The following is a 22,286-nucleotide window of genomic DNA, read 5'->3' on the forward strand; positions in this document are numbered from 1 at the left end:
GGTCTACCCCTGCCGCCCGTGGTGCACGTGCTCCAGCACCTGCCGGAGCAGGGCGGTGACGTGCTCGTCGTGCAGTTCGTAGACCACGCTGCGCCCGTCGCGCCGGCCGGCCACCAGGTCGAGGTGGCGTAGCGGGCGCAGGTGGTTGGAGACGGTGGGCTGGCCGAGGCCGAGCGCCTCGGCCAGCTCCCCGACGGAGCATGGCGCGTACAGCAGCCGGGCGAGGATGCGGATCCGGGCGGGCGAGGCGAGGCCCTGCATGACCTCGGCGACGGCCGCCGCGTCGGGCTCGGTGAGCGTGGGTTCCGGGGCTGCTCTGACCGGCAACGGCGGCCCGCCGCCCAGGCCCTCTTCGGGGCCGCCTACGCCTTCGGCGGGTTCTTCACCCTCCGCGAGGCGATCGCCACCCTGCGCGAGGGCCGCTTCCAGGTCGACCTCCTGATGCTGGTCGCCGCGGCCGGAGCCGCCGCGATCGGCCGCTGGGAGGAGGGCGCGCCGTCCTCCTGGTCCTCTTCGGCCTCGGCCACGCCCTGGAGGAGTACGCCATGGGCCGCGCCCGGCGCTCCATCGAGGCCCTGGGCGCCCTCGCCCCGCGCACCGCCCTCGTCCAGCGCGGCGTCTGGGAGCCCGCCGAGGTGCCCGTCGAGGAGCTGGCCGTCGGGGACACCGTCCTGGTCCGCCCGCACACCCGCGTCCCGGCCGACGGATTCGTCGCCGCCGGCACCAGCAGCGTGGACCAGTCGCCCATCACCGGCGAGAGCGTCCCCGCCGACAAGACCCCGGGACCGCTGGCTCGGCACCCTCGGCCTGATGGACGCCCCCCGCCGCGGGGCCGCCGCGACGGTGGCCGCCCTGCGCGGGCTCGGCGTGACCCGGACCGTGATGCTTCCCGGCGACGACCAGCGCGTGGCCGACGCCGTCGGGCGGGCGGTGGGCGTGGACGAGGCCTTCGGCGGCCTGATGCCGCAGGACGAGGTCGCCGAGGTGGCCCGGCTGCGCCGCACGGCCCGTACGGCCATGATCGGCGACGGGGTCAACGACGCCCCCGCCATGGCCGGAGCCACGGTGGGCGTGGCCATGGGCGCGGCCGGCTCGGCGGTGGCCCTGGAAACGGCCGACATCGCCCTGATGTCCGACGACCTGAGCCACCTCCCCTTCATCACCGGCCTCAGCCGCCGCGCCGGCCGCGTCATCCGGCAGAACCTGTGGCTGAGCCTGGGCATCGTCGCCGTCCTGGTCCCGGCCACCGCGCTCGGCCTGGGCATCGGCCCGGCCGTCCTGGTCCACGAGGGCTCCACCCTGGTCGTGGTCGCCAACGCCCTGCGGCTGCTGCGCTACCGCGACCGCAGCGCGGGATGAGCACCCGGCCGTACGCCGCGGTCGCGGCGCCCGGGGGTTAGCCCCACCCCGGGCCGGGCGGGTAGCGGGATCGTCCCGGGCGGCCGCTTCCGGAGACGCTGGGGCCGGTACACAAATCGCCGGTTACCCAACGATTCCGCAGGAGTTGATTCGTGCGTACGCAGGCATGGCCCAGGTTTCGTTCCTCCCGGCCGCAGGGGGGCGGCCGGCGCAGAGCCGTGAGGGCCGCGGCCGCGGTGGCCGTCGGCGTCATGGCGCTGGGCGCCCTGGCGCCCGCCGCGGCGTTCGCCGCCGGGCCGGACACCGTCCAGCAGGGGCTGAACGCACTGGTGCGCGCCGACGGCCTGCCCGCCGCGCTGGCGAGCGTCAGGGACCCCAAGGGCCACACCCGCACCTACACCGCGGGGGTGGGCGATATGGCCACCGGCGCGAAGGTGCCCGCCGACGGGCAGGTGCGGATCGGCAGCAACACCAAGACCTTCACCGCGGTCGTCGTGCTGCAACTGGTCGGCGAGGGGAAGATCGATCTCGACGCCAAGGTCGACACCTATCTGCCGGGCCTCGTCCGGGGTGACGGGATCGACGGCCGCCACATCAAGGTCCGTCAGCTCCTCCAGCACACCAGCGGACTTCCCGACTACGAGGACCTCGTCACCGACGACATCCTCCGGCAGCGGTACGTCGAACCCCGCGAACTCCTCGACCTCGCCCTCCAGCGCAAGGCCGACTTCGACCCCGGGGAGCGATGGGCGTACAGCAACACGAACTACGTGGTCGCCGGCCTGATCGTCCAGAAGGTCACCGGACGCCCCCTCGCCGAGGAGACGGACCGGCGCGTCGTCCAGCGCATCGGGCTGCGCCACACCTACTTCCCGGCCCCCGGAGACGTGCGCATCCGAGGGCCCCATCCCCACGGCTATCACAGGGACGCGGCGGGCGCGCCGCTGCGCGACGTCACCGAAATCGACCCCTCCGCGGCCTGGGCGGCAGGCCAGATGATCTCCACCGACTCCGACCTCAACCGGTTCTTCACCGCGCTGCTGGCCGGCCGCCTCCTCCCGCCGGCCCAGCTCGCCCAGATGCGCACCACCGTCCCCATCGGGGACACCGGCGCCGGCTACGGACTGGGGCTCATGAGCCGGCCGCTGTCGTGCGGCGGCGTCTACTGGGGCCACGGCGGTGACATCGCGGGATACGAGACCCGGGGCGGAGTCACCGACGACGGCCGCGTCGCCGCCAACATCACGGTGACGAGCATCCCGGCCACCGGCGCGGCCACGAAGCACCTCGAACGCGTCGTGGACACGGCCCTCTGCCGCGACCGCTAACGTCCGGTGGATCCGGCACGATCCGGCGGAGCGGACCTGGGTGCCTCGACCTCCAGGAAGCGGCGCCCGCGCGGCCCCCGGTAGAGCAGGCACTCCCAGCCGTGCCGCTCCAGCTCGGCCGCGCAGGCCGTCAGCCGCTCCCGCTCCTCCTGCGCGGCGCCGCCCCCGGGCGGACCGGCCCAGGTCACCTCGACCCGGTCCGCCCCGGGACCGCCCGCCGCCACCCGGTAGCCGGTCCGGCTGCGCCGCCCCGACGAGTCCACCGCCGACGGCGGGAAGCCGGCCGCCTCCAGTACGAGGGCCACCGCGCGCGGCATCAGCCGCAGCTCCCACGGGGCCGGGATGCCGGCCCCGGCGCCGGCCAGGCGGCGGATCTGCAACAGCCCCTCGTACGCCGTGCGCAGCTCGGCCGCCCGCGCGGCGCCCGCGCCCCCGGCCGGCTCCGGGCCGCCGTCGCCGGTCGCGGGCGCGAAGCCCTGCCCCTGGGGTTGCGTCACCACTGCCGACCTCCGCCGTCTGAGTACCCGTGTCCAACGGCCTGAGTATCCGCCCCGATTCCCCGGGGCGCCGCCGCTGCTGGAATGGCGGCATGACCTCAGCAGCGACCCCCGACACCGCGCCCGACGGCGCCCGCCCGCGCCTCGGGCACGTGACCACCGCCGGCTCCGCGCTCGCCGTGGCCCTGGTCCCGCTCGTGGTCGGCGTGCTGATCGCCAAGGGGATGGCCGCCGACCCGCACGCCCCCGTCAACGCCCTGATCACCGGCGGCGGCCAGCGCGCCGGGCTGCCCCGCGCCGAGTGGAGCCGGCGCGGCCGCAACGCGGTGCGCCGGCTGCGGACGGCCCGCCAGGGCACCGCCCGGCGCTGCGCGGCCGTCCGCGACCGCCGCCGGGCCCTCAGGAGGCCAGCGGCTCCTGGAGCTCGGTGACCCACTGGTCCGGGTCCTCCGGGCAGGCCAGGGTCAGCTCGCGCGCGTAACCGGCCGAGCGGTGGCCGTGCGCGTCGATCCACCGGGCCAGGGCCTGCGCCGTCGGCAGTACGTCGTCCATGGCGCCCCGGTGCACCACGGTCGCCGCCCGCTCGACGCCGGGCAGTTCGACGATCCGCACCCCGGCCCCGAGGTCCTCGGCGCGCACGGCCGCGGCCACCGGAAGGCCGGCGTGCACCAGGACGGACCCCGGCTCGCCGCCCGGAGCCTCCTCGTAGTAGGCCAGACCCGGACCCGTCGGGAGCACCCCGGCGGTCTCGACGCGGCGGCACAGGTCCTCGTACAAAGGGCCGATGACCGGCCCGATGTCCTGCGGGGCGTAGCTCTCGGCCACCCCGGTCAGTTCGGCCAGCCGCACGGGCGGCAGGCTTTTGACGACGATCTCGTCGGCAGGCATGGTTCCCTCGTTCTCGATGGTCCGGAGCCTCGTCCCGACCCGGGTCAGCCGGGCGGCCGCCTCGGCCATGGCGGTCTCCAGTTCCGCCTGGCGCAGCCGCAGCATCCCGCGCAGTTCCTCCGCGGTCACCCTCTCGTCGAGGACGGCCCCCACCTGGTCCAGGCTGAAGCCGAGCTCCTTGAGGGCGATGACGCGGTTGAGGCGGGCCAGCTGAGCGGCCTCGTACCAGCGGTAGCCGGTCACAGGGTCGACACGCGCCGGGCGCAGCAGTCCGAGGGCGTCGTAATGACGCAGCATCCGGACCGACACCCGGCCGTGTTTGGCGAAGTCTCCGATGGTGAACATGACGCCTTCCAGTGCACGGCCTGACACGGTGTGAGGGTCAAGTCTGCCTGGTCAGAGGCCTGGAGGGTCTTGTGGGTCTGGTGGGTCAGCGGCCGTACTGGCGCACGCACAGGTCGACGATCGACGGCGGGACCGCGCCCTGCGCCGCCTCGCACAGCTCCTCCCCGCCGAGCAGGCGCGGCGCGGCCGGCTGCCGTGGCACGCGCGGCGCAGGCGGCTGGGGCGGCCGGGCGCGCCGGGGTGCGGCGGGCTTCGCGGGCCGCTCGGCCGGCGGTCGGGCCGCGCGGGCGGGCGGCGGGGCCGGCGGTTCGGGCTCCGGGTCCGGGACCTCGCCCAGCGGCAGGGGCAGTTCCGGCGCGGGACCGGACGCACGGCGCGCGTCGGGACCGTCCGGCGCGTCCGGGGCGTCGGCGGGCGGTACGGGGTCCCGTAGCGGGCCGGGGGCGCCGGACTCCGGGCCGACGGAGACGCAGCCGGCGCTCGCGAGGAGCGCGAGGAGCGAGAAGGGCAGGGCGGCCCGGCGTAACAGCATCGGACCACCATGCCGTAGTCCGGGGCGCGCCGGATCCCGGGGCTCACGCGTCCGGGTGACCCCGGGACGGCGGGGGAGCGGGCCCGGCCGTTGCCGAATCGATCCTTCGGGCGGCGGCCGGAATCGGCCCCGACGGTCGCAGAATGGGCGGGAACGCGATCGGCACGGCACGGCAGTGCGGGCGACGGGGGAGGCGCGACCCCCGGGGCCTGGTGCCGCCGTGCCCCGTTCACCGTCCGCCGCCTGCCGTACGGAGTGCCGAGCATGACCGAACCAGCCGCGTCCAGCGTTCCCGAACCCGAATCCGAACCCGTACCCGAACCCGCCCCCGGGCGGAGTCCCCTGAAGGGATGGGCGGCCGTGGCCGCCGTCTCGCTCGGGATCTTCTGCCTGATCACCTCCGAGCTGCTGCCCATCGGACTGCTCACCCCCGTCGGCGCCGCGCTCGGCGTCTCCGACGGCACCGCCGGGCTGATGGTCACCGTCCCCGGGCTCGTCGCGGGCTTCTGCGCCCCCCTCGTCACCGTGGGCGCGGCCCGCCTGGACCGGCGCCACGTGCTCTGCGTGCTCATCGCCCTGATGGCCGCCGCCAACCTGGCCGCCGCACTCGCCCCGGACTTCGCCGTGGTCCTGGCCGCCCGGCTGCTCGTCGGCGTCGCCGTCGGCGGATTCTGGGCCATCGCGGGCGGGCTCGCCGTCCGGCTGGTCCCCGCGCACCACGCCGGCCGGGCCACCGCCCTGATCTTCGGCGGAGTCCCGACCGCCTCCGTGCTCGGCGTCCCCGCCGGAACCCTCCTCGGGGAACTCGGCGGCTGGCGCACGGCCTTCGCCGCCGTCGGCGCCCTCGGCGTCCTCACCCTGGCCGCTCTGCTCCTGCTGCTCCCCGCACTGCCCCCGGCCGGGCCCGTCACCTTCCCCGAACTGCCCGCCCTGCTGCGCCGCAACCGCGGGGTCCGGGCCGGGGTGATCGTCACCTTCCTGGTGGTCACCGGCCAGTTCGCCGCCTACACCTTCGTCCGGCCGATCCTGCGGGACGTCTCCGGCATCGACGCCGGCCTGGTCAGCACCCTGCTCCTCGGCTACGGCCTCGCCGGGGTCGCGGGGAACTTCCTGGCCGGGCCGCGCGACGCCCGCCGTACGCTGCTCACCGTCAGCGCCACCCTCACCGTGGTGCTGGCGCTGATCGCCCTCCTGCCGGGAGCCGTCGCAGGGACCACCCTGCTGCTGCTCTGGGGCCTGGTCTACGGCGGGGTCTCCGTCAGCCTCCAGCGCTGGATGCTCCAGGCCGCGCCGCAGGCCGCCGAGGCCGCCTCCTCCCTGATGGTGGCCATGTTCAACTTCGCCATCGCCGCGGGCGCCCTCGCCGGCGGGCTCGCGGTGGACGGAGTCTCCGTGCCCGCCGCCCCGCTCACCGGAGCCGCGCTGATGCTGTCGGCGGCCCTCACCGTGGCCGTCGCCTCCCGCCGGACCGGCGCCCGAGCAGAACGGATGGATGGGGCGGAACGGACAGCCGGCTTGACGAAGCGGGCGCGGACGGAAAGAGTCCGCTCAAGAGCCACCCCATGAGCCTCACTTCGGAGAAGTCTCAGATGCCCATATCCGCCCGCTCCCCGCTCACCGTGCAGGTCGGAGCGGGCACGGCCCCCGCCGCCGCCCGGCGGCCCGGGGCCTGACCGGCTGGACGGGGGCCGGTACCGCACCGCCGCACCGGCCCCCGTCCGCGCCGGGAGACAACGTGTCCCCACACCTCGACGAGAGCGGGCCCGAGCCCGACGACAGCCCGCTCGTACGCCCCTACTTCGCCACCTCCGGTGGGCCGTCCGGTCCGGCGTACCCCGCCTGGCCCTCCGAGCCCTCCTTCCCGGAGCCCATGGCGGCGACCTCGACGCTGCCGCCCGTACCGCCCGACGGCGGCGACGCCGGGCCGGTGACGGAGGTCCCCGGCACCGCACCGGCCCCCGCCCCCGTGCCCCGCGGGGCCCGGCGCAGGCGGCGGGGCCGCCGGCTGCCGCCGGCGGTCCTCGTGCTGCTGGCGCTGGCCGGTACGGGCGGCGTGGTGTTCCTGGTGAGCGGGCCCGCACCGGATCCCGAGCCGGGCGCGCAGCACCCCGGGGTGTCCCTGCCGGCCCCTCCCGCCCGCATCCCGGGCGCCGGGGAATCCGCCGGGCAGAGCCGGGGCCCCACCCCGGCGCACTCGCCCTCCGCCACCGCGCCCACCGCGCCGCCGTCCTCCGCGAAGCCGACGACGAGCACGACCCCGGCCCCGGGCAAGTCCGCGCCGAAGCCGGCCGAGGGCTCCGGGACGCTGCGCCTGGGGGACCGGGGGCCCGAGGTGCGCGCCCTCCAGGAGCGCCTCTACGGGCAGGGGTTCACGTACGTCTCGGTGAACGGGGTGTACGACGCGCAGACCAAGCGCGGGGTCTCGCAGCTCCAGCGGGACCGGGACATCAAGGGCGACCCGAACGGTGTCTACGGCCCGGCGACCCAGGCCGCCTTCGGCTGACGGCGCCCGCCGCCGGCCTCCACCGGCGGCCCGGCGTGCGTCACCGGCCGCCGGAGACCCGGAGCACCGCTCCCGTCGTGTACGAGGCGTCCTCGGACAGCAGCCAGGCGATGGCCCCGGCGACCTCCTGCGGCTGCCCGGGCCGCCCCAGCGGGATCCCCCCGGCGGCCTTGGCCGGGCGGTCGGGGTCGCCCATCGCCGCGTGCATGTCGGTCTCGATGATGCCCGGCGCCACTCCGTTGACCCGGATGCGGTCCGGACCCAGCTCCTTGGACAGGCCCAGGGTGAGGGCGTCGACGGCCGCCTTGGTGGCCGCGTAGTGGACGTAGTCCCCGGGGCTGCCCAAGGTGGCTGCCGCCGAGGAGACGTTCACGATGGCCCCGCCGCCGCCCGCCGCCATGTCCCGGGCGGCCCGCCGGCAGCACAGGAGGTAGCCGAGCAGGTTCACCTCGACCACGCGCCGCAGGTCCTCGGTCCGGGCGTCGGCCAGCCGGCCCAGGGGACCGGTCACCCCGGCGTTGTTCACCAGCCCGGTGACCGCGCCCAGTTCCGCCCCGGCGATGTCGAAGAGCCGCTCCACCGCGGACTCCTGCGAGGTGTCACCGCGTACGGTCACGCACCGCGCGCCTGCCGCCCGTACGCGCTCCGCGGTGGCCTCGGCGGCCGCCTCGTCGCGCGCGTAGCCGAGCACCAGGTCGTGCCCCTCGGCGGCGAGCCGCAGGCAGGTCGCCGCACCGATGCCGCGGCTGCCTCCGGTGACGACCGTGACGGGGCGACGTGACATGTGGACCTCCTGGACGGGGGCGCGGGGCGCGGTGGATGCGCGGACGGGCGGACGGCCTTCGCGCGGCGCAGGCTAACACCCCGAATATCCGCTGGACCAGCGGAAATGGTGGCGCCGAAAGTGGTCGGGCAGTGCCGAGTCCACCCCTGCGTCCGAGGAGCCGCCCATGTCCACCCTGCGTGTCACCGTCGAAGAGCTGACCGTCCACGACCACCCGAACGCCGACGCGCTGGAGCTGGCCCAGGTGGGCCTCTACCGCGCCGTCGTCGCCAAGGGGGCCTACCGAACCGGGGACTTCGCCCTCTACATACCCGAACAGGCCGTCCTGCCGGCCGCCTTGATCGAGGAGTTCGGCCTGACCGGCCGCCTGGCGGGAAGCTCCCGCGACCGGGTCAAGGCGGTCCGGCTGCGCGGCGAGCTCTCCCAGGGCCTGGTCTGCCGCCCCCGCGCGCTGGCCGGCGTGGACCTGGCGGTGGCGGCGAAGGAGGGCACCGACTTCGCGGAGGCGCTCGGCATCGTCAAGTGGTCGCCGCCCGTCCCCACGGCCATGGACGGCGATGTCGAGTCGGCCCCCGACCTGCTGCCGTGGGTGGACATCGAGAACCTCCAGCGCTACCCGCAGATCTTCGAGCCGGGAGAGCCCGTCGTCCTCACGGAGAAACTCCACGGCACGGCCTGCCTGCTGACCTACCTCGCCGAGGACGGGCGGGTCCTGGTCTCCTCCAAGGGCGTCGGGTCCAAGGGGCTGGCGCTCAAGGAGGACGAGCGCAACGTCTACTGGCGCGCCGTACGCGGCCACGGCGTCGAGCGGGCCGCCGCCCGGCTGGCCGAGCGGCTGGGCGCGAGCCGGGTCGGCATCTTCGGCGAGGTCTACGGGGCCGGGGTGCAGGACCTCGGGTACGGGGCCCACGCCGGGGCGGCCGACACGCCCCCCGGATACGCCGTCTTCGACGTGTCCGCCGAGATCGACGGCCAGGTGCGCTGGCTGGACCCGGCGCAGGTGCTCCCGGACGGCGAACTCCCGCTGGTGCCACGGCTCTTCGAGGGCCCGTACGCCCTGGAGGCGGTGCTGGAGCTGGCGAGCGGCCGGGAGACCGTCTCCGGGCGGAACCTGCACCTGCGCGAGGGGGTCGTCATCCGCCCGGCGGCCGAGCGGTACAGCCCGGTGGTCGGCGGCCGGGCCATCGCGAAGGCGGTCAGCCCGGCCTACCTGACGCGCAAGGGCGGCACCGAGTACGAGTGAGCCGGCCCCGTCCGGCCCTGATCCGCCGCGTTGCGCTCAGGGGTGGGAGCGGCCTTCCGTGATGGGATGAGGAAGGGGCGATTCCGTCAGTTGACGGTTCACGGTTCACGGTTCACGGTTCACGGAGAGGCCGCACCCATGTCGCAGGACACAGAGGGCACCATGCGGGCGATGGCGTACGAGCGGTACGGCGGGCCGGAGGTGCTCGCCGAGACCCGGCTGCCGGTACCCAAGGTCGCACCGGGCGAGGTCCTCGTCCGGGTCCGGTGCGCGGCGGTCAACCCGGTCGACTGGAAGATCATGGCGGGCGGGCTCGACGGCCTGATGGACGCCGTGTACCCGGTGGTCCCCGGCTGGGACGTGGCCGGCACCGTCGAGATGGTCGGCATCGACGCCCCCGAGTTCACGGCGGGCGACGAGGTCGTGGGCTACGCCCGCAAGGACTGGGTGCACGGCGGTACCTTCGCCGAGTTCGTCTCCGTCCCCGTACGGTGCCTCGCGCCCAAGCCCGCCTCGCTCACCTGGCAGCAGGCGGCCGGCCTGCCGCTCGCCGGACTCACCGCCTACCAGCTGCTCACCCGTCTCGGCACGGGCGAGGGCGACACCGTCCTCGTACACGGCGCGGCGGGCGGCGTCGGCTCCCTCGGCGTCCAGATCGCCCGCGCGCTGGGGGCGCGGGTCATCGGCACCGCCTCCCCGCGCAACCACGACCGGCTGCGCGCCCTCGGCTGCGAACCCGTCGCCTACGGGGACGGCCTGACGGAGCGGGTCCGCGCCCTGGCCCCCGAGGGCACCACCGTCGTCGCCGACTTCGTCGGGGGCGTCCTCGACGTCACCCGCGCCGTCCTCGCGAAGGACGGCCGCCACGCCTCCGTCGCCGACCACACGGTCCTCGGGGCGGACGGCCAGTGGATGTGGGTGCGCCCCGACGCCGGGGACCTCGCGGCCCTGGGCCGCCTCGCCGACACGGGCCGGCTGACGGTCACCGTCGCCGAGACCTTCCCGCTGTCCGAGCTCGCCGCCGCCTTCACCCTCAACCAGGCCGGCCACACCGCGGGCAAGATCGTCATCGAGATCTGAGCGGCCGCCGGGCGGCCCGCCCGGCCCGCCCGGCGCCCGTCAGGGAAGGTCCGGGACCTCCCCCGACGGGGCCCAGGCCACCTCCACGCCCGGGAGGCCGGCCGCCCACGGCGCGGTGAGGGCGGACAGGGCCGGGGCGTCCGGCGGGGCGGCGCCCAGGCCGACGGCGTAGCGGGCCAGGGTGGCCGTCCGCTCGAAGGGGCGGGGCCAGGCGTGGGCGTCCGGGAGCCCCGCGAGCAGGGCCCGCAGCCGGCCCCGCGCCCGGCCCAGCCGCTCCTCGAACTCCCGGGGTGCGTCCGCCCGTACGCTCACCACCGCCCAGGCCGCGTGCCGGCGGTGCAGCGGCGGCGGGGACAGCAGCCGGCCCAGGCCGTCCGGGTCCGCCTCCAGCACCTCCCAGCCCCGGTACAGCTCCTGGACCAGCAGGTCCCGCAGGCCGGGACCCACCTGCGCGGTACAGCTGCGGACGGGCGCGCAGGGGGTGAGCACCGTGACCGGGTCCGCGCGGCGGCCGGCCCCGTCCGAGGGGAGCAGGGACACCGGCTCGCTCCAGTCCCAGGCGGCCCAGGTCCCGAAGAACTCCCGCCGCAGCGCCGCGGGGGAACGGTCCCCGGCCTCCCGGACGGTCCGCGCCGCCAGCACCGCCCAGGCCAGCCCCGGCAGCCCCCCGAAGGGCGCCGAGTCCAGCCCCCGCGCCCGCGCCCAGGCCTTCACCTCCCGAGCCAGCCGGGCGAAGGCGGCGTGCTCCGCGCCCACGGACTCCCGTACGGCGCCCGCGTCGTCGAGCGCGCTCAGCGCCACGGCCGCCGCCTCGCCCAGCTCCGCCCGCCGGGCCACGGCCAGCGCCGGATCCAGCTCCCCCGCGGACACCACCACCAGGTCCACGTCCAGCCCGGACGCGCGCAGCCGCAGCCCCGGCACCCGCGCGCCCGTCACCCGGCGCAGCCGCTGGGCCTCCGGCAGCGCGGCCGCCACCCGCGCCCGCACCCCGGCGGCGTCCGCCGGCCCCGGCAGTACGGCCACCAGGTCCAGGTCGGCCCCCGGCAGCGCGCAGCCCATGCTGCGGGAACCGGCCGGCCGCACCAGCCCCTCGGGCAGGGCCGCCGCGATCCGGGCCGTGACCCCCTCGGCGGCCCCCGGCTCCTCTACGCCCCCGGCCGGGGCCCCGGGCCGGGTCCACCGCACCGCACCGGTGCCCAGCTCCACCACCGCCCGTACCCGCATCGGCCCGTCCCCGCGCCGCGACAGCACGGCGAGCTCCCCGACGCGCGCCGCACGCCCCCCGAGCCGGGCCGCGAACTCCCCTTCCGCCCGCCGCGGATCCCCGCTGCGGCCCAGCGTCAGGTGCGGGGTCCACTCCCCGGCGCGCCCCCGGCAGCCCGGGAACCGCTCCGCGAGGGCGCCGCGCAGCTCCTGCCACGGCGTGTCACCGTCCTCGCCCGCCGCCGGGTCCAGCCACAGCGTGGCGTCCTCCCGGTGCCCGAAGGAGTGCACCCCCTCCAGCCGGGCGGTGAACGGCCGCGTCCGCGCCGCGACCTCGGCCAGCAGCGGCAGCGCCTCCTCGAAGGAGGACTCGGGCACGAAGCCGAACAGCAGGTTCACGTGCGCCGGCCAGCGCTCCGCCTGCGGGTCGTGCGCCCGGCGCAGCTCCCCGACCACCGGGTCGTGCGGCGCCAGCCACGCCACCGCCGTCCGCGCCGTCGCCGGTACGCCGCCCAGTGCGGCCCCCGCGCCCGCGGCCCCGTACTCCACGGTGGCCTCCACCCCGAAGTGGTCGGAGACGAACAGCCCCTGCGGCCCGGGAGAGTCGCCCCGCAGCCCGGCCGCCCGCACCCGCGCATCGCCGGCCGGCCGCAGCAGGATCCGGTCCAGCCGGGCCGCCCGCCCCGACAGCGAGCCCACCGCGGCCAGCGGATTGACCCCCGGGTCGAAGGTCGGCGTGTCGTCCCCCGGCCCGTGCACCTCGTTCCACGCGTCCCGCAGTCCCAGTGCGGCGGCCGGTCCCTCGGCCCCGGACCGGCCGTCGTTGAAGTCGCCGAGCAGCGCCAGCCCCGCGTCGAGACCGCCCAGCCCCTCGGCGAGGCGCGCCAGTTCGGCCTCCCGCCGGCCGGCCCCGTTCTCGGTGTGGTCGCTGGTCAGGTGCGTCGCGGCGACGACCAGCGGCCCGCCCGCGGTGTCCACGGTGACGGCGGTGACCGCCTTGTGCGGGCGCAGCCGGTGCAGCCCCGCCTCCCGCACCGGCAGCCGGCTGAGCAGCAGCAGTCCGCTGTCCGCCACGTCCGAGCCCTGCGGATCCGTGCCCAGGGTGTACCCGGCCCGCACCCAGGGCGCGGCCAGCAGCATGGCGAGCAGCGCCGGTTCGACCTCCTGGAGGGCGATCACATCGGCGTCGGCCACCGCCAGGTCCGCCAGCAGCATCGGCCTGCGCCGGGCGGTGGCGATGCGCGGGGCGTCGTACCGGTCCCACAGGGTGTTCCAGGTCAGCAGCCGCACGCTCGCCGGAGGGTGCGCGGCCGTCCCGGCCTCGACCGGCCGCCAGGAGCCTTCCGCCGGATCCCACGCGTGCGGGGTCCGGGCGGTGAAGAACGGCGCGGGCAGCAGCCGCCGGTCCCGCACCCGCCCGGCCTCCGTCGAGTCGATCCGGTCCACACCGGTGGCCCGGTCCCACACCAGCTCCCCGTCCGCCTCGACGAACAGCACCCGGTGCCAGGGGATGTCTCCGCCGGGCACGAAGGAGGGCAGCGGCACCCGCTTGGGCGCGGCCCCGCGCTGGAGCAGGCCGAGCGTGAAGCGCGCCGGATCGAACCGGGGGTCCCAGCGGACCTGGTGGTAGAGCTGCTCACTGGTACGCATCAGACGTCCTCCCCCTCGCCCCGGAGCCCCCGCAGGCCGCCGGCCGTGTCCTCGATCGTGCCGCCCGCGCCGACGTACCAGGTCCGGTGCGCCTGCCCCGGGTACGGCGGGCTGAACCGCCGCAGCTGCGCGGCCAGTACCGGCTCCGGCACGGGATGCGGGCGCACGGCGTTGCGCCGCACCAGCTCCGCCTGCCCGACCAGCACCACCACCCGGGTGACCAGCGCGTCCCGGCGGGCTGCGACCGCACCGGCCAGGCCGCGCTGCTGCTCGGTGAGGGAGGTGGCGTCCCATACCACGGTGCCGCCGGCGGCCAGGGCCCGGTCCAGCCGCTCCAGGCCTTCGCGCAGTACCTCCGGATTGGCCCGCTGGTCGGCGCGCGCACCCCGGGCGGCCCGCAGGTCGTCCAGGCTCACGTACGCGCCGACCCCGGGCAGGGACCGCGCGAAGGTGCTCTTCCCGCTGCCCGAGGGCCCGCACAGCTGCACCAGGCGGGGGTACGCCGACCCGTCCCGCCAGCGCCAGGTCGCGGCCACCGCCTCCTGCGCGGAGCGGACCGAGCCCCGCCCGAAGGCCTCGCGGGCCTCGGCCCAGCACCGGTCGGCGGCCTCGGGGTCCAGCTCCGCGAGGGCCTCGCGCAGCCCGGCCCGCAGGGCGCCGAGCGGGTCCGGGCCGAGCAGGCCCGCCTCCTCGGCGCACAGGGCCGACCACTGCGCGCACTCCCGCGCCCCGGCGGCGTCCTCGCCCCCGGCGCCCGGCAGGGCCAGGGCCAGCTCGTGCAGCACCCCGAGGTCGACGGCCGAGGCCATCCGCACCAGCCCGGCCCGGCGCTCCGCCTCCGGGAAGGGCCGCCGCAGCGCCGGGTACAGCCCCACCAGGTCCGCCACCCGCCGCGCCGTCCGCATCCCGAGCGGCCCCGCCGCGAGCCGCGCCCCGAGGGCGGCCCGGGGCTCGCGGTGCAGGGCGGCGGCCAGCACCCCGGCCAGCCGGGACTCCCCGGTGCGGCCCATCCCGTCGAGCCGGGCGGTGACCTCGGCGACGGCGCCCTCCACCCCCTCGGCGGCCCGCGCGTCCATCCCGACGGCGGCCAGTAGCCCGGGGGTGTCCGGCTCGGAGCCCGAACGGACCGCCCACAGCGGGGCGCCCGGGCCGAGCCCGTTGGGCACCACGGGCGCGTACATCCAGTGGGTGCCGGTCTGCACGTGGCCGCCCCGCACCCACTTGGCCGCGTACCGCCCGAAGTCGGCGCGGTCGAAGCCCGCCGTGGTCCGTACGACGTAGCCCTCCTGGCGGGTGGTGTCGATCCGCAGCCTGCGCAGCGCGCGCTCGTCGTAGGTGCCGCGCCAGAGCACCTTCGGGGTGGGGATTCCGAGCCGGGTCAGGAACCGTACGGTCCGGTCCCAGTCGAGGCAGTGGTCGCCGTCCCACACCGAGAACCCGTAGAACCAGCTGTCCAGTTCCTCGTAGCCGAGCGAGTGGCGGGCGTAGAGGTTCTCCCCGCACACCCGCCACCCCGCGGGTATCCGGGCGCCGATACGGCCCTGGAGGCCCTTGACCCAGGCGCGCGAGGGGTGGTGGCCGGAGTCGAGCGAGCGGGCGTGCAGCCCGTCCGCGTACAGGGTGGTGTTCTCCCCGTCGAGCTTCTCGGTGACGACCACCACGCGCCCGGCCAGCGCGGACGTCCCGCCGGCCCGCACGTCGTCCGACGTGGCGCCGGGGGACCACGGCAGGTGCGCCGTACGGGGGTAGTGCGTACGCATGATCGGCTCCAGCTGGGGGAAGGGTGTCCGGTCACTGTAGGTATCCACGGCGGGCACATCCACTGGATTAGGGCCGGGGCCGCCGCCGGGGAAGCGTGCCGCTCAGTGACACAGGGCGACGATGGCGGGGTCCACCCTTCCCCGGGCGGCCTCGCACAGGGGGGCCATGTCGTACGTGCGCTGCGGCGCGGGCCGGTACTCGGGGCGTGCGGGCTCCCGCGTGCGCGGCTTCGCGGCCGGGGCGGCGGCGGGGGCGCGGTGCGCCGGCCGGGCGGGCCGGGCCGACCGGGCGGGGGCGGTACGGCGCGGTGGCCGGTCGTCCGTCCGGGCGGGCCGGTGCGGGGCGGCGGGTGCCGGCGCGGCCTCGGCGGCCGGGTCCTGAGCCCCGGGGGTCTCCGGCGTCGGCGGATCCTCCGGAAGCCTCCCCAACGGCAGCCCCCGCACCACCGGTTGCCGGGGTGCCCATACCGCTCCCGCAGGTGCGGGATCCCTCCCCGGCGCCTCGGCGGGCCCGGGTGCCCGTACGGTCACGCACCCGGTGGCCAGTACCAGCAGGGCGAGCATCAGGGACAGGGACACGGGCAGGGTCCGGCGCGACGGCATCCGCCCACACTGCCGTACCGGAGCCTCGGCGGTCGCGCCGGCTCACACGGACGGGTGAGCGTACGTGGTCGGACCAGCCGCTTTCACACTGCCGGTCCGCGTCACGGACCGTATCAAGATCGACATAATCAGGTGATAAGGAGGCAGAGGAGCGGTAAAGGTGATCTTCCGGCGGCATGGTCCGCACGGCGCCCGGCCGCCGTAACCCGAGGGCCGGACCGGCTGTTGCACAGGCGGCGGGTCCACCCACGGTGAACGGAGTACCGATGCCGCAGCTGACCGACGACCCCGGACGGGCGGGCACCTGGATGACCCCGGCGGAGTACGGGGCCTCCCGCGCCGCCCTGTGGACCGGAGCGACCGTCCTCGTCACCGACCACGACGGGCGGATCCTCCTCCAGACCGTCGACTACCGCTCCGACCGGCTGCTGCCCGGCGGGGCGGTGGACGCGGGGGAGGCGCCCTCGGCGGCCGCGGCCCGCGAGATGCGCGAGGAACTCGGCGTCGACGGCCACTACCCGCGCGGGCTCGCCGTGGACTGGATCCCCGCCGACGCCCCCGGAATCCCGCCCGAGATGCGCTTCCCGGGCGAGATCCTGCACGTCTACGACGGCGGCACCTGGACCCCCGAGCGGATCGGGTCCGTCCGCCTGCCCGCCCAGGAGATCACCGGCATCGACTTCGCCGAGCCCGCCGACCTGCCCGCCCTGATGGACGCGGGCGACGCCCGCCGCGCCCTGTCCGCCCTCCGGGCCCGGATCAACGGCGCCGGCCCCGCCCTGCTGGAGGACGGCCGCCCCACCGCGCCCACCGCCCTGGACCGGCTCGGGGTCCTGCGCACCCGCCGCGTCCCGCAGCACGGCACCTGGCACCCGGGCCCGGTCCCCGCCCGCCTGCCCGTACACGACCACACCGGCTGGCTCTTCGCCCCCGACGGCCGGGTCCTGCTGCTGGTCGCCCGCGCCACCGGAGCGGCCCACCTGCCCTCCCCGAAGGCGGAGCCCGCCGTGGGGGCGCTGCCCCTCGGCTACCGGTACGCCGATCAGGGCGCCCTGGCCCGTACCGCGGCCCGGCTCACGGCGGTGTCCCCGGCCGCGGACCCGGCGTACGCCCGGCTGCTGGCCACCCCGGAGCAGGTGCGGGAGCTCAGCGACTGGGGCCCGGCCGGGCGGCACGAGCTCGCCGCGGCGCACACGGCCCGCGCCCACCTGGGACTGCCCGCCGCGCCCCGTACCCCGCCCACGGAACTGCCCGAGCAGGGGCTGCGCTGGTGAGGGACCCGGCCCGCCAATGCCGCTCCCGCGGCGGCCGGTCCCGCAGCATGGGGCCATGACCGACAGCGTGATCGACTACACCCTCTACATCCAGACCGACCCCGCCCGGGTATGGCAGGCCCTCACCGACCCGGCCTACACCCGGCGCTACTGGGGCCTGAGCTTCGAGACGGACTGGGCGGTGGGCTCGCGGATGGACTGGGTCGAGCGGGGGGCCCGTACCAGCGACCCCGAACAGGTGGTGCTGGAGTGCGTCCCGGACCGCAGGCTCTCCTACACCTGGCACACCTTCACCCCCCAGTGGGCGGCCTCCGCCGGGATCGCCGAGGAGCTGCGGGCCGAGCTGGCCGGGGAGCCGCGCACGCGGGTGACGTACGAGATCGAGCCGGTCGGGGACACCCTCGCCCGGCTCACCGTCCGCCACGAGGGCTTCACCCCGGGCGGCGCCCTCTTCGGCATGTGCTCCCGGGCCTGGCCGATGCTGGCCTCCAGCATCAAGACCCTCCTGGAGACCGGCGCCCCGCTCCCCGCGCCGGACGCCTCCTAGCCCCGTACGCCTCCTGGCCCCGGACGCGTCCACGGCTCAGGGCAGCGACCAGATCCGGGTCGTCACGACGTAGAACACCAGCACCCAGAACACGGTCACCACCGCGACGATCCCGAGGCCGAGCAGGTTGGTCTTCGCCGGCGGTTCGTTCGCGGACGGCCGCAGCCACCGCTTGAGCAGCGGGTTCACGTAGTGGGGCATCGTCAGGAAGCTCATGGCGAAGCTCGACAACAGGTTGCCCACCAGCAGCCCCAGCCAGAGCGGCATCTTCAGCGGCGACAGGGCGAGCGTCAGGAGCACCACGGTCGGGTACAGGCCGACCCAGACCGCGATGGAGGTCTTGGTGTCCGAGGGCGGCGGCGCTTCCCTGCCGTTCTCCGCGAAGGCGAACCAGCTGCCGAAGGAGTTGTCGATCGTGCGGAGCTTGAAGTCGTCGAACTTGTCGCCTTCGGCGAGCATCTCCCGCCGCTTGGCCGAGGTCAGCCAGGCGTCGAGGTGTTCGGCGTTGTCGTAGCGGTACAGGGTGGTCCACTCGTCCTGGATCCCCTCGACCGGGCGGAAGACCTCGGTCCCCCGGAAGCCCTCGAACTTGCCCTCCTCCTGGCTCATGCGGCGCTGCCAGGCGAGGAAGTCGTCGACCTGGTCCGGACGGACGCGGTGGCTGACCACGACGGTCACCAGCGGGTCCGTCGGCTGGCTGCCGCCGCTGATGACCTGCTGGGTCGCGGGACCGTCGAAGTACTTCTCGCCGATGTCGAGGAGCCGCTGCCGGGTCGCCCCGTTCATCCACGCCTGGAGGTGGGCGATCGAGTCGAACCGGTAGACGATCACCCAGTCGGACTGCAGGGACGTCGGCGGGGAGACCTCGGCGCCCAGGTACCCGGGGTAGTCGGCCGCCGCGGTGTTGACGCTGTCCTGCCACTCCTCGTACTCCCGCTCGAACCCCGGCAGCACCTTCCGGCCGATGATCACCGTGGCGGCCGCGTCCGCCTGCTGCGCTCCGGTGCTCATCGTCTCGGACCCGTCGGTGCCGCACGGCTCTCGCCCAGCCGGCTGTAGATCCGCTCCGGGGTCAGGGGCAGCTCGCGGAAGCGGACACCCGTGGCGTCGCGGAGCGCGTTCGCCAGCGCCGGGGCCACCGGGTTGACGCAGCACTCCGCCATGCCTTTGGAGTGCATGGCCCCGACGGAGTCCGACGAGCCCACCAGGAGCAGGTCGGTGCGCGGGACGTCGGCGTAGGTGGGGATGCGGTAGTTGCGCAGGTTCGGGTTGGCCATGACGCCGTCCGCGTCGACCTGGAAGTTCTCGGTCAGTGCGAAGCCGATCCCCATGGCCACTCCGCCGTCCACCTGCCCGCGGACCTGCTCGGGGTTGATCAGCACACCGGCGTCGGCCGCCTGGACGCTGTAGAGGACGCGGATCTCACCCGTCATGGGGTGGACGGCGATGCGGAACCCCTGGGTGTTGGAGGTGACGCTGCGGGGCGAGCCGTAGGCCTTGCGGGCGGCGGTGAAGCGGATGCCGCGCGCCCGGGCCAGGGCGACCAGCTCGGCCAGCGCGACGCGGTCGTCGCCGCAGACCACGTACTCGTCGTCCATCGTGCACATCACGACGTGGACGCCCGTGTGCGCGGCGGCGAACTCCAGGATGCGGTCGCGCACCGCGTTGGCCGCGCGCAGGACCGCGTTGCCCGCGACGAAGAGTCCGGCGCTCGCGAAGGCGCCGGTGTCGAAGCCCGTACGGTCGGTGTCGGACTGCACCAGGCGGATCCGCGAGGGCGTCGTACCCAGCTGGTTGGCCGCGATCTGGACGTGCGCGGTGGACGTGCCCTCGCCGAACTCGACGGTGCCGACGGCCACTTCGTACACGAGGTCGTCGCCGAGGGTGATCCAGGCCTCGGAGATGTGCTCGGTCGGGGGCGCGGTCTCGTGCAGGGAGCTCGCGACGCCGACGCCGACGAGCCACCCGGGGCCGGGGGAGGGCTGGTCGGCCGTGCGGGCCAGGGCGCCGGCCACCAGGTCGATGCACTTGCCGAGGCTGTCCTCGTTGAACATCACGTCGTCGGGGCCGTCGTGCATCGCGACGAGGGAGTCGCCGGGGCGCACGATGTTGCGGCGCCTGAGGTCGAGCGGATCCATGTGGAGGGCGAGCGCCAGCTCGTCCATCGCCGACTCCACGGCGAAGGCCGGCTGGGTCATCCCGTAACCGCGCAGGGCCCCGCTCGGAACGGTGTTCGTGTAGACGGAGTACGCGTCGTACTTCTTGTTGGGGCAGCGGTAGATCATGACGGCGGCGCCGCCCGCGTACAGGGTCTCGCCGCCGTGGTTGCCGTAGGCGCCGGTGTTGGAGACGTTGCGCACCTGGAAGGCGGTGAGGGTGCCGTCCGCCTTCGCGCCGAGTTTGACCGTCAGCTTCATCGGGTGCCGTGGCGAGGCGGTGGTGAACTCCTCCTCGCGCGTGAACTCGTAACAGACGGGCCGTCCGGTGTCGAGGGCGGCGAGGGCGGCGAGGTCCTCCGAGATGACCTCCTGCTTGCCGCCGAAACCGCCGCCGACGCGCTTGCAGAACACGCGGAGCTGATCCGGGCGCAGCGCGAACAGATAGGCCAGTTTGACCTTGGCGATCGAGGGCGACTGGGAACTGGTGCGGACGTGCAGCCGGCCGTCCTCCATCCAGGCGATGGAGCCGTGGGTCTCGAGGTGCGCGTGCTGCACGCGCGGCGAGAAGTACGTGCCCTCGTGGACCACGTCGGCCGCGGCGAACCCGGCGTCGACGTCGCCGATGTGGGAGTGGATCTCCAGGAGGAGGTTGTGGACGCTGTCGCGGACGAACGGGTCCTCCGAGCCGTGCAGTTGGGGCGCCCCCTCCGCCATGGCCTCCTCGGGGTCGAAGACCGCCGGCAGCACCTCGTACTCCACGGCGACCCTGCGGCAGCCCTCCTCGGCGGCCCCGGCCGTGTCGGCCAGGACCGCGGCGACGCGCTGGCCGGCGAAGCGGACCGTGTCGTCGAGGACGTAGGTGTCGTCCGGATCGACGAGGTGGTCGGTGTGGATCGCGGTGGTGAACCGCCTGCGGGGCACGTCCTGCCAGGTGTAGACGCGGTGCACGCCGGGGACCGCGAGCGCGGCGCTCTTGTCGATCGAGACGATCCGGGCGTGGGCGTGCGGCGAGTGCAGCACCTTGAGGTGCAGCATGCCCTCCATCCGGGTGTCCATCGTGAACTCGGCGCGGCCGGTGACCACGTCCTCCGCCGCCGGGGCGCCGACGCTGGTCCCGACGGCCCTTCCCGGCATGGCCGTCTCCACGTGGGCGATGCCCTTCACGGCGTCCTCGATGGCCCGGTAGCCGGTGCAGCGGCAGAGGTTGCCCTTCAACGCCCGTGGCAGGTCGGCCTTCTGGGCCTCGGTGAAGGTGGCCGAGGTCATGATCATCCCGGCGGTGCAGAACCCGCACTGGAAGCCGGGGGCGTCACGGAAGCGCCGCTGTACGGGGTGCAGGTCGCCCGGTGATCCGAGGCCCTCGATCGTGGTCACCTCGTGGCCTTCCGCGCGGAAGGCGGGGGTGATGCAGCTGTGCACGGGGGTGCCGTCCAGCCATACCGTGCAGGCGCCGCAGTCGCCCGCGTCGCAGCCCTTCTTGACGCCGAAGTGGCCGAGCGCGCGGAGGAAGCTGCGCAGGCACTGTCCGGGCGCCGGTTCCTCCTGGAAGTCCTTGCCGTTCACGAGGTAGGTCATGCCGGGCCCCCAGCATTGAGTTCGCGGCGGATCTCTTCGGCGAAGTGACGGGTCAGGTGGCGACGGTGGTCGGGGGTCCCGTTGGGGTCGGCGAACCAGACGTCGCCGGGGATGACGTCGATGCTCTGCTGCAGGGTGGTGGCGTCGGGCATGGTGTCGAAGGCCAGGCGCACGGGGCGGGTGGTGCCGGCGGTGATGGTGAGCAGCAGATTGCTCGTCCCGGGTGTGTGCGTACCGATGAGGAACACCGTCGAGCGGCCGAGGTGGGTCAGCGTGAAGCGGCGGTGCGCGTGCCGTTTCGCGAGGGCGTGCGCCGGAATGTCGATGCGGCGCAGGATCTCCCCGGGGGCGAGGACGTTGCGGTTGTTCCCGGTCACGAAGTCGAGGGCGTCGACGGTGCGCACGGACCCGTCGGGGGCCCACAGCTCGTAGCGGGCCTCGAGGGCGACCGTCAGGGTGATCATCGGGCCGGCGGGCAGGGACATGCAGATGTTGCCGCCGACGGTGGCCGCGTTCCACACCTTGAACGAGGACAGGAAGGCCTCGCAGGCGGCTCGGATGAGGCCGCCCGCGATCCAGTCGGGCGGTGGGGTGAAGGCGTACAGGTCGCGGATGGTGCAGGTCGCACCGATCTCCAGGCCCGCGTCGCCGGGGACGAGGCGTTCCCAGGGCAGCGCCGTCAGGTCGATCAGGCGGCGCAGGTGCGGCTGCTCCGCGGAGTACAGCCACGTGCCGCCCGCGAGCCAGGCGTCGCCTTCGCGCCAGTCCGCGCCCGGGTGGCCGGACGGCCGGCGGACGACTTCGGTGATGGTGTTGAGATCCATGGGGATCGGTCTCCCTCACCCCTTTTTCAGGATAGGGCGCGGGGGGTGGCCCTGCCATGTCGGGCCGTGCCGCCGGTCGCGGACTCACCGGCCGGAACCCCGTTGACCGGAGCTCCCCTGATCGGAACTCCT

The 22,286-nt window shown here is 75.5% G+C and carries 20 protein-coding genes and 1 pseudogene; 10 read left to right on the forward strand and 11 right to left on the reverse strand.

Annotated features, from left to right (window positions below; translation table 11 throughout):
• Nucleotides 1–3 precede the first annotated feature (3 nt).
• Nucleotides 4–327: a helix-turn-helix transcriptional regulator gene (locus OOK34_RS26460; RefSeq protein WP_267036359.1), complete on the reverse strand. Its 324-nt coding sequence runs from the start codon at nucleotides 325–327 to the stop codon at nucleotides 4–6.
• Nucleotides 328–545: 218 nt separating this feature from the next.
• On the opposite strand from OOK34_RS26460, the pseudogene OOK34_RS26465 reads away from it, so the two are divergent.
• From OOK34_RS26465 to OOK34_RS26475, 3 genes and pseudogenes are all read left to right on the forward strand, one after another.
• A pseudogene (locus OOK34_RS26465) lies at nucleotides 546–725 on the forward strand (hypothetical protein); the annotation flags it as partial.
• An 85-nt stretch (nucleotides 726–810) separates the two neighbouring features.
• Nucleotides 811–1,359, forward strand: coding sequence for an HAD-IC family P-type ATPase (locus tag OOK34_RS26470; protein ID WP_323183462.1), 549 nt, complete (start codon nucleotides 811–813; stop codon nucleotides 1,357–1,359).
• Between the two features lie 218 nt (nucleotides 1,360–1,577).
• A complete protein-coding gene (locus OOK34_RS26475) occupies nucleotides 1,578–2,687 on the forward strand; it encodes a serine hydrolase (protein ID WP_267036360.1) in 1,110 nt (369 codons plus the stop codon).
• Here OOK34_RS26475 and OOK34_RS26480 read toward each other — a convergent pair.
• Entirely contained in the window at nucleotides 2,684–3,184 is a 501-nt protein-coding gene (locus tag OOK34_RS26480; protein WP_267036361.1) for a hypothetical protein, read from the reverse strand. The genes OOK34_RS26475 and OOK34_RS26480 overlap by 4 nt on opposite strands.
• A gap of 92 nt (nucleotides 3,185–3,276) precedes the next feature.
• Between OOK34_RS26480 and OOK34_RS26485 the strand changes: the two genes are divergently transcribed.
• The gene (locus OOK34_RS26485; protein ID WP_267036362.1) at nucleotides 3,277–3,615 is read left to right on the forward strand and encodes a hypothetical protein; all 339 of its coding nucleotides are present in this window, start codon (nucleotides 3,277–3,279) and stop codon (nucleotides 3,613–3,615) included.
• Here OOK34_RS26485 and OOK34_RS26490 read toward each other — a convergent pair.
• The gene (locus OOK34_RS26490; protein WP_267036913.1) at nucleotides 3,584–4,417 is read right to left on the reverse strand and encodes a MerR family transcriptional regulator; all 834 of its coding nucleotides are present in this window, start codon (nucleotides 4,415–4,417) and stop codon (nucleotides 3,584–3,586) included. The genes OOK34_RS26485 and OOK34_RS26490 overlap by 32 nt on opposite strands.
• 85 nt (nucleotides 4,418–4,502) lie before the next feature.
• Nucleotides 4,503–4,949 (reverse strand): hypothetical protein, encoded by a 447-nt coding sequence (locus OOK34_RS26495; protein ID WP_267036363.1) that lies wholly within the window; start codon nucleotides 4,947–4,949, stop codon nucleotides 4,503–4,505.
• Nucleotides 4,950–5,213: 264 nt separating this feature from the next.
• Here OOK34_RS26495 and OOK34_RS26500 point away from each other — a divergent pair, with 264 nt between their 5' ends.
• Nucleotides 5,214–6,515, forward strand: coding sequence for an MFS transporter (locus OOK34_RS26500; protein WP_323183464.1), 1,302 nt, complete (start codon nucleotides 5,214–5,216; stop codon nucleotides 6,513–6,515).
• Nucleotides 6,516–6,684: 169 nt separating this feature from the next.
• Nucleotides 6,685–7,452, forward strand: a complete 768-nt coding sequence (locus tag OOK34_RS26505) for a peptidoglycan-binding protein (RefSeq protein ID WP_267036364.1) — start codon at nucleotides 6,685–6,687, stop codon at nucleotides 7,450–7,452.
• A gap of 40 nt (nucleotides 7,453–7,492) precedes the next feature.
• Here OOK34_RS26505 and OOK34_RS26510 read toward each other — a convergent pair whose 3' ends face one another.
• A complete protein-coding gene (locus tag OOK34_RS26510) occupies nucleotides 7,493–8,236 on the reverse strand; it encodes an SDR family NAD(P)-dependent oxidoreductase (protein ID WP_267036365.1) in 744 nt (247 codons plus the stop codon).
• A gap of 166 nt (nucleotides 8,237–8,402) precedes the next feature.
• On the opposite strand from OOK34_RS26510, the gene OOK34_RS26515 reads away from it, so the two are divergent.
• Nucleotides 8,403–9,479: an RNA ligase (ATP) gene (locus OOK34_RS26515; protein ID WP_267036366.1), complete on the forward strand. Its 1,077-nt coding sequence runs from the start codon at nucleotides 8,403–8,405 to the stop codon at nucleotides 9,477–9,479.
• A gap of 162 nt (nucleotides 9,480–9,641) precedes the next feature.
• Complete coding sequence (locus tag OOK34_RS26520; RefSeq protein WP_267036915.1) at nucleotides 9,642–10,559, forward strand: NADP-dependent oxidoreductase; 918 nt, start codon at nucleotides 9,642–9,644, stop codon at nucleotides 10,557–10,559.
• A gap of 39 nt (nucleotides 10,560–10,598) precedes the next feature.
• Here the strand turns inward: OOK34_RS26520 and OOK34_RS26525 are convergent, their stop codons facing one another.
• From OOK34_RS26525 to OOK34_RS26535, 3 genes are all read right to left on the reverse strand, one after another.
• Nucleotides 10,599–13,412: a poly(A) polymerase gene (locus OOK34_RS26525; RefSeq protein WP_267036367.1), complete on the reverse strand. Its 2,814-nt coding sequence runs from the start codon at nucleotides 13,410–13,412 to the stop codon at nucleotides 10,599–10,601.
• A complete protein-coding gene (locus tag OOK34_RS26530; protein WP_267036916.1) occupies nucleotides 13,412–15,172 on the reverse strand; it encodes an RNA ligase family protein in 1,761 nt (586 codons plus the stop codon). The genes OOK34_RS26525 and OOK34_RS26530 overlap by 1 nt, the downstream gene beginning before the upstream one ends.
• A 102-nt stretch (nucleotides 15,173–15,274) precedes the next feature.
• Nucleotides 15,275–15,775, reverse strand: coding sequence for a hypothetical protein (locus OOK34_RS26535; RefSeq protein WP_267036368.1), 501 nt, complete (start codon nucleotides 15,773–15,775; stop codon nucleotides 15,275–15,277).
• A gap of 266 nt (nucleotides 15,776–16,041) precedes the next feature.
• Between OOK34_RS26535 and OOK34_RS26540 the strand changes: the two genes are divergently transcribed.
• Together OOK34_RS26540 and OOK34_RS26545 are read left to right on the forward strand one after the other, a co-directional pair.
• Nucleotides 16,042–17,049 carry an NUDIX domain-containing protein gene (locus tag OOK34_RS26540; RefSeq protein WP_267036369.1) on the forward strand — a complete coding sequence of 336 codons (1,008 nt, stop codon included), beginning with the start codon at nucleotides 16,042–16,044 and terminating at the stop codon, nucleotides 17,047–17,049.
• Between the two features lie 55 nt (nucleotides 17,050–17,104).
• The gene (locus tag OOK34_RS26545) at nucleotides 17,105–17,596 is read left to right on the forward strand and encodes an SRPBCC family protein (RefSeq protein ID WP_267036370.1); all 492 of its coding nucleotides are present in this window, start codon (nucleotides 17,105–17,107) and stop codon (nucleotides 17,594–17,596) included.
• 36 nt (nucleotides 17,597–17,632) lie between these two features.
• Here the strand turns inward: OOK34_RS26545 and OOK34_RS26550 are convergent, their stop codons facing one another.
• From OOK34_RS26550 to OOK34_RS26560, 3 genes are read right to left on the reverse strand one after another with little or no spacing between them, the layout of a single operon-like run.
• Complete coding sequence (locus OOK34_RS26550; RefSeq protein ID WP_267036371.1) at nucleotides 17,633–18,607, reverse strand: antibiotic biosynthesis monooxygenase; 975 nt, start codon at nucleotides 18,605–18,607, stop codon at nucleotides 17,633–17,635.
• Nucleotides 18,604–21,330: a molybdopterin-dependent oxidoreductase gene (locus tag OOK34_RS26555; RefSeq protein ID WP_267036372.1), complete on the reverse strand. Its 2,727-nt coding sequence runs from the start codon at nucleotides 21,328–21,330 to the stop codon at nucleotides 18,604–18,606. Before OOK34_RS26555 ends, OOK34_RS26550 begins: the two co-directional genes overlap by 4 nt.
• Nucleotides 21,327–22,154: an FAD binding domain-containing protein gene (locus OOK34_RS26560; RefSeq protein WP_267036373.1), complete on the reverse strand. Its 828-nt coding sequence runs from the start codon at nucleotides 22,152–22,154 to the stop codon at nucleotides 21,327–21,329. The genes OOK34_RS26555 and OOK34_RS26560 overlap by 4 nt, the downstream gene beginning before the upstream one ends.
• Between the last annotated feature and the right edge of the window lie 132 nt (nucleotides 22,155–22,286).

Origin of the sequence: Streptomyces sp. NBC_00091 (genome assembly GCF_026343185.1) — a bacterium.
Classification (GTDB): Bacteria; Actinomycetota; Actinomycetes; order Streptomycetales; family Streptomycetaceae; genus Streptomyces.